The following is a 15,100-nucleotide window of genomic DNA, read 5'->3' on the forward strand; positions in this document are numbered from 1 at the left end:
GGATGACCCGCCTTTCCCCCAATCCCTTAAATTTTCCCCTGGCCTTAACCCGGCAAATCCAATGAAGTGGAGAGTATTAAGAAAGAAGCCGCAGGTTTATGTAGAAAAAGGTAAAGGTAAAGTGGTAGAAAACAAGTAATGAATATCACCGAGTATTAAAACAAATTAATATTTCCTAATAACACCCCAGGGGAAGAGAAGAGTAATACTTTTCTACTTTACCCACCGGGGTGTTATTTTATATAGTAGGGCACTTTAGTAGTGTAAATGGGTAAGCGTATAACCCCCAGCACCTACCCCACCGAAGTCTAATAAAGTATAATAAACTCCAAGGAACACCATGAAGTAAATTGAATAATCCAAATTGATCCATGGAGTTCATTGGAGACGATTAGACAAGGAGGTAACAGGTATGGACAAAACAACATCCATCACAACAATCAAAAAGAAATGCAGCTTCAGGAATGGTCTGCGCAGATCAAAGCACAGCAGGCAAGCGGTCTGACGATCCGGGAATGGTGCAAAGAAAATGGGATCAAGCCAAACACGTATTACAACCGCCTAAGAAAAGTTCGTGAAAAGTATATCGAAAATTCTCCGACCATCGTTCCTGTATCAGTTCCTTGCTCAAACGAAAATATCCGCATTGAGAAAAACGGACTTCAAATATCTCTTCCGGCAGATATATCTGCGGACACTCTGACCGCTTTGGTGCATGAGCTATGCTGAATGATCTGGCAGCGGACGCACAGGTCTATCTTGTTACGGGATACACCGACCTTCGACGCGGGATAGACGGACTTGCGACTATCGTTCAGGCTCAGCTTCGACTTGACCCGTTCTCGAAAGCATTGTTTTTGTTCTGCGGCAGACGTTGTGACCGCATCAAAGGTCTGCTGTGGGAGGGCGATGGTTTTCTGCCTGTTCGTACAAGCGCCTTGACAACGGAAGATTCCAGTGGCCGCGCAGTGAGACCGAAGCAGTAATGCTCACATCTCAGCAAATTCGCTGGCTTCTGGAAGGCTTGAAAATAGAGCAGCCGAAGGCTATCCGTGAGGGAAAGCCGGGGGCGCTGTATTAAGGCAATACTTACCGAATATTCAGAATATGTGCTTGAAAAGCCCCTCTTTTCGTGGTATCATTAAAGTATCATAACGAACGGAGGGGTGCTTTATGTCCGAACCAAATATGACATCGGAAATTGTATCGCTCCGTAATGAAAACGCTGTTCTCAAGGAAGAACTAGCACTTGCCAATCAGCAGTTAGCGTGGTTCAGAAAGCAGATATTCGGAAGAAAAACAGAGCAGACATCTGTTGTTATGGAAAAGGAGTTCGGTGTTCAGCTTTCCATGTTCGGAAACAATGAAGAAAAATCCGCAGCTAAATCTGCCGAAACAATTACTGTTCCCGAACACAAGCGCAAGAAAAAACGCACTCACGATGAATGGATGAACAATCTGCCTGTAAAAGAAGAACATCACAAAATTGACAACCCGGTATGCGAAATATGCGGCGCCGAAATGGAAGAACTGACTCCCGAAAAGGCTTACGATGAACTTATATTTACGCCGCCAAAATATCATATCCGCAGGCATATAGTACATAAGTACAAGTGTCCCGAGTGCGGAGAAAAGCCCGAAGAAAGGGACGAACCTTGTCATATCATCCGTGCGCCATATCCTCACGCTATGATCCCGGGAAGCTATTGCTCTCCCGAACTTCTGGCTCATATCATCTACGAAAAATATGCAAAGTCAGTACCTCTGCACCGTCAGGAAAAGGACTTTAATTCCAAAAACATACCTCTGCTCAAAGCGACTATGTCTAATTGGGTAGGCACTGCTGCCGAAAAATGGTGTTTGCCGATTGTGGAGAAAATGCATGAGACGCTTATCGCAGGGCAGATGATCCATGCCGATGAAACGACCGTTCAGGTGCTTCACGAGGAAGGCCGAAAGCCTACCACGACATCAAGAATGTGGGTCTACTGCAACGGCAAAATGAATGACAGGAGCATCATCATTTTCGATTATCAGCCGACACGAAAGGGTGAGCACGCCTCGAATTTCCTGAAAGGATTTATCGGCTATCTTATCTGTGACGGATACGATGCCTACAATGCAGTCGAGGGTGCTAAGCGATGCGGCTGTATGACTCATGCAAGGCGTGGTTTTATTCAGGCTCTTCCGAACGACCAAAAGCTGCACAGCACTTCTGTTGCGGCAAAGGCAGTAGAATATTTCAACAAGATATATCACGAAGAAAATCTGCTTGCCGACAGCTCCACAGAATACAGATATAAACAGCGCCTTGTGAAGGTAAAGCCTTTGCTTGACGAGTTTTTTGCGTGGCTTGAAAATGTTCAGGTCAGTGGTAAGGGCAAGCTGACAGATGCAGTAAGATATGCGTTGAATGAACGGAAATATCTTTACACGTTTCTTGAAAACGGAGACGTGCCTATCGACAACAACAGAGCCGAAAACGCAATAAGACCGTTTGCGTTAGGCCGAAAAATTGGCTGTTTTCAAATACAGCAAACGGAGCCAGATCAAGTGCAACGCTGTATTCGATCATTTCAACTGCACAGGCGAACGGTGTTGATGCTGAGAAATACCTGACCGAGCTGTTTTCACAGCCTGCGGGGACGATATTATTACCATGGAGGGAAGAAAATGAAACTTAGTAATGAAGATGCAAAGCTGTTTTATGAACTGTTTTTTCCACTGCTTGACTATGTGAACAGAGAATATCATATACTTCCTGAGGAAGATTATTTCGGGCAAGGAATGATCGACCCACAGGACGCTGCGGAGGTTGCCCACTTTTTATGGGAACGGACATGGATCATTGATGATTATCTTGAGCGATCGGATCTGCCCGAAGAACACATGGAGATACTTAAAAGCTGGAAAGGGTGCATCACCGGCAGATTTATCATTGAGCGACATTGGAAAAAGGGATCGGTATTTATATCGATCGATGACAATTCTGTTTTCTTGTAAACGGCATTGTCAGCAGTTGGGAGGAAATGCTGAGAAATGCACCGATGCCAACTTTGCTTGATGCAGCGCTTCTGCCATTTAAAAATGCGATCATTTCCGATGGCCTGGTATCTGTTATGCCGATCATATTCGGTCCGAACAGCAAAGCTGATTTCAAAGAAATATACATGGACGCAAAGAGAAATGGAGAAATCAAAGCCAGAATATGATGTTACGGCCGGGTGTTATCTGCCCGGCTGTTTGCTTTTATGATGCGGGGGGTTATACGCTTACGTAAATGGGTGGAGTACAAGGGGAGGAATTTCTGAAATTCCCCCATTGACTGCTGAACGCCACAGCCCTTATAATAGAACTTGCCCTTTCTGCATGGATTACGGAGAGAGTACCTTATTCATTAGTGACTCCTTTTCTTCGGCTTCTTGTCTACCTTACAGCTGATGACTGATTGTAAAGGAAGTTCCGCTCTTCTCTGAGAATATCGGTGCGAAGATACCGGAGCTGGATATCACAGCTCTGCCCCGTGATCAGGGCGAGCTGGACAATATGGATGATTATGGAGATACATATGAACCCGAAGACCCGTCAGTTTTGGCGGGCTTTTTTGATCTGGATAAAGGAGGTGTCGGCGATTGAGGTTTAATCCACACGATTATCAATCGTTCTGTATTGAATATATCAAAACACATCCCGTTGCAGCCCTTCTCCTGGACATGGGCCTGGGAAAGACTGTGATCACACTGACTGCTTTAAATGATCTTATATTCGATGACCTTCTTGTTTCCAAAGTTCTGGTCATTGCACCGCTTCGGGTATCCCGCGATACCTGGCCTGCAGAGGTGAAAAAGTGGGATCATCTGAAAGACCTGGATATTTCCGTTATCGTCGGCGACTTAAGGACAAGAAAGGCGGCAGTAAGTGCTTCGGCACAGGTTTATGTCATCAACCGGGAGAATATCAAATGGCTGGTGGAATATTACGAGAAAAACGGACTCAGATGGGATTTTGACTGTGTTGTTATCGACGAACTGAGTTCATTCAAGAACTACCAGTCGCAGCGTTTCAAGTGGCTGAGGAAGGTCAGACCTTTCGTTCATAGGTGGATAGGCCTCACAGGAACTCCTACCTCCAACGGCCTCATGGACTTGTGGGCGGAGATCGGTATTCTTGACGGTGGCGAGAGACTTGGCAGGTTTATCGGACGTTTCCGTGAAAGTTATTTTAAGCCCGGTTCCATGAATCCGAGTACAGGTGTTTTGTTCTCATACATTCCCCGCCCCGGAGCGGAAGAGCAGATATATGACAGGATTTCTGATATTACCATATCCATGAAGGCACTTGACTACTTACAGCTTCCAGATTGTATCTATGTAAATCATGAGGTGGAGATGAATGACCAGGAGCGAAGGCTTTATGATCAGATGAAGCGTGACCTCATAATTCCAACTGATGACGGTGACATTGATGCTGCGAATGCGGCATCGCTTTCCAACAAACTGCTTCAAATGGCTAACGGTGCTGTAATGCAAGGCTGGAACCAACCGTTATAAACTGATAACAAAAAACGAGATACAGACAAACTCTGTATCTCGTTTTGTTATATGCCGTATATTTTCTCATCACCTTTTATCCCTATCCACTTTTTGAATACTGCGCACATGATCTTTTGCATTCATCACAAGCATAAATGCACATACAGCCGTCAGTAATAAAGGCACCGCAACAAACACCGCGCTCAGCCTTATGCCGCGGGTGATCATTATGATTATGGCTATGGTGTACCCGCAGCAAAGCATCTCCGAACCGAATAGTATCATGCCCCTGAGTATAGCCTGCTTTTTCTGTTTGTCGGTGTAATCCGCCACCATTGTCAGAGTTTCTTTCACATCCTTGTTCATGTCCTCACTCTTCCTTTCTCCGTTCAGCAGTTCACGGATGTCGATACCGTAATAGTCAGCCAGTTCGATAATAATACTGATGTCCGGCATAGTCCTGCCGTTTTCCCATCTTGAAACAGACCTCGATGAAACACCGAAGACCTCGGCAAGCTTCTCCTGAGATAGTCCTTTCTCATTCCTCAACTGTTTAAGGAATGCCCCGATCTTAACCTGATCCATAGTGACCTCCTTTCTGTAATATATGATAGCATATCATCTGCCAAAATACCACGACATAGAGTGAGAACTGCCGCTTTTCCCGTGTCTGACAGATGTGTCCTGTTAGAAAAATTATAGCATACAGGCGGTTTTATGTCAATAAAAAGGGGCTGCAACAGCCCCTCCTCCGGTAGTTATCATAAATATTCTTTACGGACACTGCCCTTACGAGCGGTGCCTTTTGTTTATCAATACCCGTGTTCGGGGTAGGACATATCAAGTTCGAGGGTACCTTTTATCTGAGCTGATTCGTATGTTTCATCCCAGCTCAGATGTTCAAACAGGAGTTCTTCGTCAAAGCAGAATTCTTCCAGTTTTATGGTGCCCTCAAAATTGTTGCAGTCTATGGCGTACATATAACATTTTCCTCCGCCGCCAAGATCAAGTTTGCGTTTGCCTTCTCTTGCATAAACGTGGAATCCGTATTCCAGATCTGCTGTGTCTTTTGAAGTTTCAGTTGCGATTATCAGCCTTGGCATAATACCCAGCATATTGTCCTTTACTTTATAATAGTAGAATGTTATATCTCCGTTAGTCTCCGTGAATTTTTCGTATCCTGCTATATCATCACCCGTTTTGTATCCCTCAAAAAAGCTGTCATCCATATCGTCTTCGCTTATTGTGCGTATGTGTATCAGTGATTCACCGTCAAATCCGCCGTGAGATCTTCCTGTTGAAACGATGTTTTTGCCTACAAAAATAGCAAACACTATGACCAACAGTGTTGTTACTATGCTAACACATATCATAGTCACCAGTATAAATACTATGGGCGGCATCATTGGTCTGCCTTCTCTTTTGCCTGATATATTTCCCTTCGCAAGTCGTTTGTTTATCTTTCTGCGGTAATAAAACATATATATAAGCACTGTTATGCCAATCACCAAAGGTGCCACAAATATTACTGCCAAGATCGGTGTCATGATCGTCAGCTCCTTTCTTTATATTCCCAGGAATTCCTTGAATATGTAATAGTATGTTCTTGTTACATCGACTTTGCTGCCGTCTGTAAGGGTGAGAAGATATTTCTGTGACAGGGCAGGACGTATGCTTTTTATATGGTGTACTGCCACTATCGCTGAATTGCTGACCCTTATGAATTCCTTCGGATCAAGTATCTCTTCAAGACGGCGCAAACGTTCATTGAGTTTGTATTCCGAACCTCCGCTGTATGCTATTATGTCGTGAGCAAAACTTTCGATATGAGTGATATCCTTAACATCCAGCCTGAATATATCCTCACCCTTTCTGCCTATAAGATGTTTTACACAGACATTGTTCTCTGAAAGGATAAGATCAGCAGTATCATCTATCTCTATGCCTGCTGCAGAAAGCTGTTTGTAGATCATGGAATAATTTTTTTCACTGACCAGCAATCTGATCTTCATTTCGCTCCGCCTCCCCGATTTATTGATAAGCGCTTATCTTGTACACATTATAACCGACAAGGTGCAAAAAATCAATAGCCTGTGCACAACTTACGCACAGGCAGTCATAATACGCATATACGGGATAACGGAATTACAGGCAGATAAGGGCACATAGAAAATTCTTGTATAAACTGTACTACGTGCTAACGTTAGCATTGTGCAAATATACAAAAAACGATTCGTTGTTTTGTCGGCATTGTTCATAACGAGGAATTTTTATCACAAATGTGTTTTGCCTCTTTACAAGCTGTCCGCAGTATGATATAATTCGTGATACAGAAAGTTAGACAGTTCAAAAAATAAGACACCACCCGCAGGTGAAGGTGGCAGGCACATGGTTTTGCCGAACGGAGGATAAACAGAGTATGAAAAAACAGATGGTACTTACAGCGGTATGCTGTGCGCTCGCCCTTGCAGGCTGCACAAAGACCGCTATGCTGAATGAGAATGAAAAAAGTGCTGCAGCTAATGATATAATACTGGCTACCGAGGCAGAGGATCTGACCACAGCAGATCAGGATTCCTCACACGAGGGTTTTGCTGAGATACCCAATGATGCCGAGGATCCATTTGACCGCGTGATAAGATCCATAGACAAGAACTTCCCCAAGGAGAAGAAGAATGTAAAAAGATACTACGGCTATCTCGGTGAGAAGCAGGTAGACGGCACCCTCTGCTATGTGTTCGCGGTATACGATGAGAAAGACGGAGAACAGCAGGCTGTTACCACAGCAGCTATAACCTCTGACAGCAGCAGAGTATACGCACTTAACTCAGAATCCGGTCAGTTCTGGCTGCTGGAACAGTTCAGCGACAGAGTTCCTGTTGATTACAGCTGGACTTTTACAAAAGCCCCCGATCAGTCAGCAACTGATGAGGAATAATACAGCTATATATTTATAATAGTATACCCCCGTGAATGTGTGAGAGCTTCGCGGGGGATCTTTTTTGTATAAGTCCGGGACAAGAGATAAGGCGGCACCAAATATAACGTAAAATCGGCGCCGTTAATGGGAGATTTCGGTATTTAACACTATTGAAAAAGCTTCGGCGGTATGATATAATATTTATGTATGATTTTTTTAGGAGAGGTGTTGGTCCACATGAAGCGGGAAGACCTGCTGGACTTCAATTTTGACTGGCACGACGACAGTACCTTCAAAGAGGCGCTGAATGAATCGGGTCTGTCCGAAAAGGAAAAGATACGTCTGCGTGACGAGCGTATGCGCAGGCTTGAACTTGAGGCGCTGAAGGAAGAGTCCGGCGGATACGACGACTACTATGATGACGATACCGCGGAGGAAACTGCCGCCGAGGATGATATCCCTGCGGAGAAAAAAACTGAAAAAGCTAAAAAGAAGAACGCTGAGGACAACAGCGTTATTGTTTCTATAAAGGAAGATTACCCCATACGCAAGATCGCTGTGGCACTGATGATGAGCGTATTCATAGCGATACTGCCGTACATATCCTATCTGCATTATCAGTCGCTTACAAACCTTACCGCCAAATATTTTTCGTCTGAAAAGGGCAAGATAACAGACTGGTTCCTTTTCCAGAAGGAATTCTGCGTGGTGCTGGCGGCGGTGATACTGTCAGGGCTGTTCATGGTGGATGAAGTGTTCTTCGAAAAGCACTGGAAGGATATACCACTAAGAAAAAAGAGTATGCGGTTACCCGTGATACTTACGGGTGTATACGCACTTCTGCTGATAGTATCAGGCATAGCATCGGAACACAAAGAACTGGTACTGATGGGCATAGTAAAGCATTATGAAGGCTTGCTGGGCGTACTCGGGTACCTGGTGATATTCCTTATGGCGATGAACTATTTCTGCGATACCAAGTCGCTGGAGATATTCAGCTGGGCGATGATAATCACCACCCTCGCCTGTGCTATATTCGGTGAAATGGAGTATAACGGACATGCACTACAGGAAACAGATTTCATGGCGCACCTTATGGCACCGCCGGAGGAGTACGAGTATGCCACAATGCTGCGCTCGACCAGCAGTAATGTACATATAACCTTTTTCAACTCCAACTACCTCGGTTCCTTCTGCGGACTGATGTTCCCGCTGGCACTGGCACTCGGACTGGGAAGCAAAGATGTAATAAAGAAGATACTGGGTATCGCTGCAGCTGCGGGAATAGCCGTATGTGCGGTATTTTCAAACTCAACAGGCGGACTTTATTCCATAGCGGCCAGCTGTGTGATACTGTTTTTAATATATCTGGTATACTGGTGCAGAAATCTTATAAACAGACAGGCATCGCTGATAGGCTTTATAACTGCGGTGGCAGTTATCGCAGGCGGTGCGGCATTCGTATTAAATACCAATGCGGATATCCGCCAACGTGTGGATACCATTGTGAACAACGGTTCGGGACAGAAGATGACCGTGGAAGAAAGAAGACAGCGTCTGGCAAAGGATCATTATGTTCTCAAGGATATAAGGCAGGAGGGCTCAAGCCTTGTGCTGGATGACTACAGCGGCAACAGCATAACCGTTACCTACACGGCACCGGAGAGCGGCAACAATGAACTAAAGTATTATGATACCAAGGGCAGCGAGCTTGAAATGAGCACTGACAACGATAGGTACGAAAGAGCCAAGGACAAAAGATACAGGAACTGCAAATTCAAATGGCTTGAAAAGACCAAAAAGCTGACAATAAATCTGGGATACGATAAGAACCTGATATTCGCCTATGAGGACGATAAGTTCAAGCCGTTCGTACACGGTATGTATACCCAGGATAAGATCAACAGCTACAAGGGTCCCGAATTTTTCAAGAAGGATCTCCGCGCTGTATCGGGTCGTTACTTTATATGGGGAACTACTATATCAATGCTGGATGAATGCCTGTTCATCGGCAAGGGCAGCGGAAATTTCGTGACGGTGTTCCCGCAGTATGACTACGTAAGCCTCCTGGAAGTATACGATACCCCTGCCATGGTGGTGAACAAACCTCACAACTGGTATCTGGGCGTGGCTATGGATTCGGGAGTAGTATCTCTGCTGGTACTGCTGACAATGCTTGGAGCATTCCTGGTGACAGGCATAAGGAACGTACTGATACACCCTGTAAACGACAGCCTGAAACATCTGAGGATAGGCGTGCTGGTATCGGTAACGGGATTCATGCTGGTGGGCATAGTAAACGACAGCTATGTATGCGTGAGCCCCGTGTTCTGGTTCATATTCGGTGTGGGCTGGTATGCGGTATCCTGCAACAAGGTGATAAAGACAAACTGATAATTTAAAAGCACTCCTGCGGGGGTGCTTTTTAAATAGTGCGTAAATTGGGCGCGAAAAGCACATCGGCAGGTCAACAGATCGCACACCTCTATATGGGCATTTAGGCGAAAACGTTTGCAATATAGTGAAAACCCTTGTGAAAAGTGCCGTAATGGATCAGAAATAATACAAAATGAGCTGAAATCTATAGTTAAAATATGTAGCATTTGTGAAAGGTGCCAAAACTGAAAAAGCTTCAAAAAAATCTTCAAAAACCTATTGACAAATCCGGGATCATGAGTTATAATATAGACACAGTAAGGGAAACGAAACAACATGAAGCTTCAAACGATCGATCGATGCTAAGGTTCGTTACCCCGAACAATTAATTTCGGCAGTATCCGCGATTCGCGGTACTAAAATATTTAACATTTATTATGGAGGGATTTTCAAATGAAAAATTCAAACAAAAAGGGCTTCACTCTGGTTGAGCTGGTAGTAGTTATTGCGATCATCGGCGTGCTCGCAGCAATCCTCGTACCTAGCATGATGGGTTATGTTAAGAAGTCCAGACTGAAGACCGCTAACGGCAACGCTAAGACTGCTTACAATGCAGTTGCTGAGTATGCAGCTGATCAGGAAACTCAGGGTACTCCTGTAGACTGGTCTAAAGATGGTGGTACTTTTGATGCAAAAACAGATGGTACTGGCATTCAGCATGAGATCTACAAGGCACTTGCTTCCAACGGTAATGAAGCTGGTGAAGTTGTAGTAGGCGGTGAGACTATTAACGGTGAAGATACATTCTTCGTTCAGTGGCACAAGACTTCTACTGATGATGTATTTGGTCAGTATCCTGAGGCTATCAAGGATGTTGATACTGCTGAAGAGGGTACCTTTGGTAAATACATCGCAGGTGGTAAGGCTAGTAAGGCTTAATAACTAATCTTTATCTTTAAAAGATTATACTTAAAAAAGCAAATAATGATCAGCGGTCCTTGTGACCGCTGATTTTTTTGCGTTATTTTACATATATTTAGACATGGATTTTTAAGTAATTTATACATTGACAAACGAAAACGATTATAGTATAATTATCTCAATAAGTTGGGTGTATGCCCGCATTTGGGGCGCGGGTATTCTATGTCTTTTTATTTATACGGAGGGAAAACTATGGACAAAAACAAGAAAGGCTTTACGCTGGTAGAGCTGATCGTTGTACTGACCATCATTGGCATACTTGCAGCTATACTGGTACCGGCTCTTATGGGATATGTCAGAAAGTCAAGACTAAAATCTTCAAATGCAAGCGCAAAGGTGGCTTACAATGTGCTGACAGGAACTATCGGTAAATATCTGTGTGAAGGCAAGGAAAACGAAGCCGATTTTGTAGGCATGGAGATAAACTGCCGCGGTGGTGAGCCACAGCCTAAAGACGAGTTCACTCAGATGATATACGATTCTCTTGCACAAAACGGCGAGGGTTCGGGCATAATGTACATAGGCGAATTTGTAAACAGCGGTTCACGCGACGGAAAAGATAAATCCTACTTTGTGCACTGGATAGTGGCAGAGGGCGATGAGATGGTTGGTCAGTACCCCGACCCTGCTTATGAGGTTGAGGATACTCCCGTTTACAAGACTTTCAGACCTGCAGAATAAATCAATGTCAGATAAAGACCGTCCTTTCAGGGCGGTCTTTTTTTGCAGGTGCTCAAAGTTCAGCATATCAGTCGGAAATTGGCTAACAGACAAAAAAAATTCAGATAATCTGATAAAGTTTTTAGCGCATATTATCGAAAAACTATTGACTTTTAAGGGAAAAAGTTATATAATGAATAAGTGAATGTGCATACTCAGCATAGTAAATTTTGTTAGGAGGACTTTTAGTGCGAAAGATCACAAAACCAGTCTTTTTCATCGTGCTGCTGCTCATTCTCGGGTTTGCTTATCTGACTTACGCCGGTATACATCATTATTACGGCGATATCAGACGCAGCTACATCAAGGGCGTTGATGAGATCCGCTGGGGTATAGATATCCAGGGCGGCGTTAATGCTACATTTGAGCCTGAGATCAATAATGAGGATGCGGAACTGACCGACGCCGAATCAGACGCTCATCTGACCGACGATGACACAGACGCAGACAAAGAAAAAGACACTAAAATAACCAATGATGACATGGATGCAGCTAAGGCTGTTATCGAACAAAGACTTGTCAGCCTGAACATCACTGACAGTGAAGTGTACGCTGATTACACCAAGCACCGTATAATGGTATCGTTCCCATGGCAGTCGGGTGAAGATAACTTCGACCCTGCCGAGGCTATTTCAGAGCTTGGCGATACTGCTCAGCTGATATTCGCAAAGGGTACAGATCAGCCTACAGGTGTTGATGATCCCAACGTTGTTCTCACAGGTAATGACGTTGAAAAGGCTGAGGCACAGCCATATCAGAACAAGGACACAGGTGAGAATTCATGGGTCGTTGCTCTCAAACTCAGCAAAAGCGGTCAGCAGGCATTTGCCGATGCTACCACTGAACTTGCAGGCAACGGTCAGATATCTATCTGGATGGATGATACTTCCATATCTGCCCCCAATGTAAATGAACCTATTCTCGATGGTGAATGTACTATCACGGGTGACTTCACCTATGAATCTGCAAAGAGCCTGGCTGATAAGATCAACGCCGGTGCTCTCCCCTTCAACCTGAGATCTACAAGCACGAACATCATATCCGCCAGCCTTGGTGAAGGTGCTAAGCGTGCCATGACGATCGCAGGTATCATCGCTTTCATACTTGTAGCTATCTACATGATGATCGTATATAAGCTGCCCGGATTTGTAGCTTCCATCGCTCTGCTGGGTCAGGCGGCAGGTTCACTTGCCTGCATAAGCGGATTCTTCGGAAATATCGACAGCTTCACGCTGACAATACCCGGCATCGCAGGTATCATACTTGCTATAGGTATGGGCGTTGACGCTAACGTTATCGTTTCTGAGCGTATCAAGGAAGAACTCAACAACGGCAAGACCCTCAACGGCGCTATCGAGCTTGGTTACAAGCGTGCCTGGGCTGCTGTATTCGACGGAAATATAACTGTTGTATTCGTTGCAGTAATACTTATGGGTGCTTTCGGTCCTACTGACAGCGTATTCGGCACACTGCTGAAACCTCTGTTCATGGCATTCGGTGCGTCTACTGCGGGTACTATCTACTCGCTGGGCTACACCCTGCTGGTAGGTATAATACTGAACTTCTTCTTCGGTATTTTCTGTTCAAGACTGATGCTTTCTTCGCTTTCCAAGTTCAAGGCATTAAAGAAGCGCAAGCTGTACGGAGGTGTTGAGAAGAATGACTAATGAAAAGAAAAATCTTGACGTTGTAGGACACCGCAAGGTATTCTACTGTATCTCCTGCGGACTTATAGCACTGTTCATCGTACTGACTTTCGTACTGGGACTGAACGTGGACATCATGTTCAAGGGCGGTACTATCATGACTTACAGTTACACAGGCGACATAAGCACTGATGATGTTCAGGATGTCGTAACTGAGGTACTGGATCAGAAATCTACCGTTACAAAGGGTGAAAACGCTGCTACGAAGCAGACTACTGTTAAGATACAGCTGTCCTCCACAGGCGGCATAAATGAAGTTAAGCAGAACGAACTCCAGAGTGCTCTGGAAGAAAAGTTCGCTGATAACGAACTGGCACTGTTTGAATCCAGCGACGTTAACGCTTCAAACGGTATGGATTTCTTCCTTAAGTGTCTGGTGGCTGTTATCTTCGCAGCTATCGTTACCATTATCTACATTGGTTTCCGTTTCAGAAAGATCGGCGGTATATCCGCAGGTATATTCTCGGTTGTAGCACTTCTGCACGACCTTTGCATGGTTTACGGCTGCTTCGTTATCTGCAGATTCGATATCAATGCAAACTTCATGGCAGTACTGCTGACAATACTTGGTTACTCAATTAATGCGACTATCATTATCTACGACCGTATCCGTGAGAATCAGAACCTCAAGGGCAGCAAGCTTGAACTTGAAGAACTGGTAAACCTTTCTGTAACACAGACTCTGGGACGTTCGATACACACCACTGTAACAACTGTTATGGCTATGTCCGTTGTATGCATTGTATGCACTTTATACGGTGTAAGCTCCATAATCAGTTTCGCATTCCCTCTGATAATCGGTATGCTGGCAGGTGTGTACTCCTCTAACTGCATCGCACCTACACTGTGGGTACTGTGGAGAAGACACGCTGAAAAGAGCCCTAAGAACAAGTCAAAAGGTTCTACAAAGAAATCGGGCAGAAGATAAGTTTGAATAGTGAAAGGGGCTGTTGCTTAGTGCAACAGCCCCTTTAATAGATAGCATAAAACTTCCGTATAAGTACTGCCCTTACGGGCAGTGTCTTTTATTTTTTTAATGTATATTTTTTCTTTTTCCGTCCACAATACTGACAAAGGGCTTTGCATCACCGAAGTGCTGAGCTGAAATTTAGTATCTGTCAGTGCACAGATATGTTCGGGGAAAGGAAAATTATGGGTAATTTTATCAAAGATTCAAGTCTTGGAAAAAGGCTGGGCACAAAGGGTGTCTGCATAACTCTCGGTGCTTGCCTGATAGCACTTGCCGGGGCGGGGGCAGCTGCCTATAACAAGGCTGTGGATGAACTTAACAGCACCATCATCACCGATGTGCCGCGTGCTGCTGAACAGGCAGACAACAAGACATCGGGTGTAAAGCGACCTGATGCTCCGAAGGATACATCCTCTGAAAAGCCTGAGGATACTTCATCCATGATGTCTGATGATATCAGGACACAGCCTAATGTAATGCCTGTCAACGGTGATATCATAGCACCGTTTTCGGATGGCGAGCTTGTCAAGGACAGCACTCTGGGAGTATGGCGCACCCATGACGGCGTTGACATAAAGGCTGACGTTGGAACTCCCGTAAAAGCCATGAACAAGGGAACGGTAGTAGAAGTCAAGGAAGATCCGCTGTGGGGCAACTGTATCGTCATAGATCACGGCAGCGGCATCACAGGATATTATTACAGCCTTTCCAAAGCCATGAACGTAGTGGAAGGCGACCGTGTAAATGCGGGTGAGGTAATAGGAGCCGTGGGTGATACTGCCGAATGCGAAGCAGCTGAGGTATCACACCTGCACTTTGGCCTTAAAAAGAACGACAGCTGGATAGACCCTATAGAGTATATCGGCATAAAGTATTCCAAGTAGATACTTCCGTT

Annotated in this window: 17 protein-coding genes; 14 read left to right on the forward strand and 3 right to left on the reverse strand. The window is 44.8% G+C overall.

All coding sequences use genetic code 11. From position 1 onward, the window contains the following. Positions 1–381 precede the first annotated feature (381 nt). The 7 genes from tnpA to RUMAL_RS01800 all read left to right on the forward strand — a co-directional run bounded on the left by tnpA (position 382) and on the right by RUMAL_RS01800 (position 4,550). Positions 382–729 (forward strand): IS66 family insertion sequence element accessory protein TnpA, encoded by a 348-nt coding sequence (gene tnpA, locus RUMAL_RS01775; RefSeq protein ID WP_013497104.1) that lies wholly within the window; start codon positions 382–384, stop codon positions 727–729. Beyond that, complete coding sequence (gene tnpB / locus RUMAL_RS21620) at positions 723–986, forward strand: IS66 family insertion sequence element accessory protein TnpB (protein ID WP_157865468.1); 264 nt, start codon at positions 723–725, stop codon at positions 984–986. Before tnpA ends, tnpB (RUMAL_RS21620) begins: the two co-directional genes overlap by 7 nt. Further along, positions 899–1,081 carry an IS66 family insertion sequence element accessory protein TnpB gene (tnpB, locus tag RUMAL_RS22890; RefSeq protein WP_080557306.1) on the forward strand — a complete coding sequence of 61 codons (183 nt, stop codon included), beginning with the start codon at positions 899–901 and terminating at the stop codon, positions 1,079–1,081. Before tnpB (RUMAL_RS21620) ends, tnpB (RUMAL_RS22890) begins: the two co-directional genes overlap by 88 nt. A gap of 92 nt (positions 1,082–1,173) precedes the next feature. Beyond that, positions 1,174–2,619, forward strand: coding sequence for an IS66 family transposase (tnpC, locus tag RUMAL_RS01785; protein ID WP_013497105.1), 1,446 nt, complete (start codon positions 1,174–1,176; stop codon positions 2,617–2,619). A gap of 54 nt (positions 2,620–2,673) precedes the next feature. Further along, entirely contained in the window at positions 2,674–3,003 is a 330-nt protein-coding gene (locus RUMAL_RS01790; protein ID WP_043550577.1) for a hypothetical protein, read from the forward strand. A gap of 26 nt (positions 3,004–3,029) precedes the next feature. Beyond that, positions 3,030–3,212: a hypothetical protein gene (locus RUMAL_RS01795; RefSeq protein ID WP_043550584.1), complete on the forward strand. Its 183-nt coding sequence runs from the start codon at positions 3,030–3,032 to the stop codon at positions 3,210–3,212. A gap of 420 nt (positions 3,213–3,632) precedes the next feature. Beyond that, positions 3,633–4,550, forward strand: a complete 918-nt coding sequence (locus RUMAL_RS01800) for an SNF2-related protein (RefSeq protein WP_013497106.1) — start codon at positions 3,633–3,635, stop codon at positions 4,548–4,550. Between the two features lie 69 nt (positions 4,551–4,619). Here RUMAL_RS01800 and RUMAL_RS01805 read toward each other — a convergent pair whose 3' ends face one another. From RUMAL_RS01805 to RUMAL_RS01815, 3 genes are all read right to left on the reverse strand, one after another. After that, complete coding sequence (locus tag RUMAL_RS01805) at positions 4,620–5,144, reverse strand: helix-turn-helix domain-containing protein (protein ID WP_336470120.1); 525 nt, start codon at positions 5,142–5,144, stop codon at positions 4,620–4,622. Positions 5,145–5,344: 200 nt separating this feature from the next. Beyond that, complete coding sequence (locus RUMAL_RS01810; RefSeq protein ID WP_013497108.1) at positions 5,345–6,079, reverse strand: hypothetical protein; 735 nt, start codon at positions 6,077–6,079, stop codon at positions 5,345–5,347. A gap of 18 nt (positions 6,080–6,097) precedes the next feature. Beyond that, positions 6,098–6,544 carry a LytTR family DNA-binding domain-containing protein gene (locus tag RUMAL_RS01815; protein WP_013497109.1) on the reverse strand — a complete coding sequence of 149 codons (447 nt, stop codon included), beginning with the start codon at positions 6,542–6,544 and terminating at the stop codon, positions 6,098–6,100. Positions 6,545–6,951: 407 nt separating this feature from the next. On the opposite strand from RUMAL_RS01815, the gene RUMAL_RS01820 reads away from it, so the two are divergent. The 7 genes from RUMAL_RS01820 (at position 6,952) to RUMAL_RS01850 (ending at position 15,089) form a co-directional block, all read left to right on the forward strand. Next, entirely contained in the window at positions 6,952–7,470 is a 519-nt protein-coding gene (locus tag RUMAL_RS01820) for a hypothetical protein (protein WP_013497110.1), read from the forward strand. 219 nt (positions 7,471–7,689) lie between these two features. Further along, positions 7,690–9,846 (forward strand): O-antigen ligase family protein, encoded by a 2,157-nt coding sequence (locus RUMAL_RS01825; RefSeq protein WP_037304748.1) that lies wholly within the window; start codon positions 7,690–7,692, stop codon positions 9,844–9,846. A 435-nt stretch (positions 9,847–10,281) separates the two neighbouring features. Beyond that, positions 10,282–10,767, forward strand: coding sequence for a prepilin-type N-terminal cleavage/methylation domain-containing protein (locus tag RUMAL_RS20470; protein WP_013497112.1), 486 nt, complete (start codon positions 10,282–10,284; stop codon positions 10,765–10,767). Between the two features lie 234 nt (positions 10,768–11,001). Then, positions 11,002–11,490: a type II secretion system protein gene (locus RUMAL_RS22655; RefSeq protein ID WP_013497113.1), complete on the forward strand. Its 489-nt coding sequence runs from the start codon at positions 11,002–11,004 to the stop codon at positions 11,488–11,490. A gap of 227 nt (positions 11,491–11,717) precedes the next feature. After that, the gene (locus RUMAL_RS01840) at positions 11,718–13,196 is read left to right on the forward strand and encodes a preprotein translocase subunit SecD (protein ID WP_013497114.1); all 1,479 of its coding nucleotides are present in this window, start codon (positions 11,718–11,720) and stop codon (positions 13,194–13,196) included. Next, on the forward strand, positions 13,189–14,163 hold the full coding sequence (gene secF / locus RUMAL_RS01845; protein ID WP_013497115.1) for a protein translocase subunit SecF: 975 nt from the start codon (positions 13,189–13,191) through the stop codon (positions 14,161–14,163). The genes RUMAL_RS01840 and secF overlap by 8 nt, the downstream gene beginning before the upstream one ends. A 224-nt stretch (positions 14,164–14,387) precedes the next feature. Then, positions 14,388–15,089 (forward strand): M23 family metallopeptidase, encoded by a 702-nt coding sequence (locus RUMAL_RS01850; RefSeq protein ID WP_013497116.1) that lies wholly within the window; start codon positions 14,388–14,390, stop codon positions 15,087–15,089. Positions 15,090–15,100: the final 11 nt, after the last annotated feature.

The organism is Ruminococcus albus 7 = DSM 20455, assembly GCF_000179635.2.
GTDB classification, from domain to species: Bacteria; Bacillota; Clostridia; order Oscillospirales; family Ruminococcaceae; genus Hominimerdicola; species Hominimerdicola alba.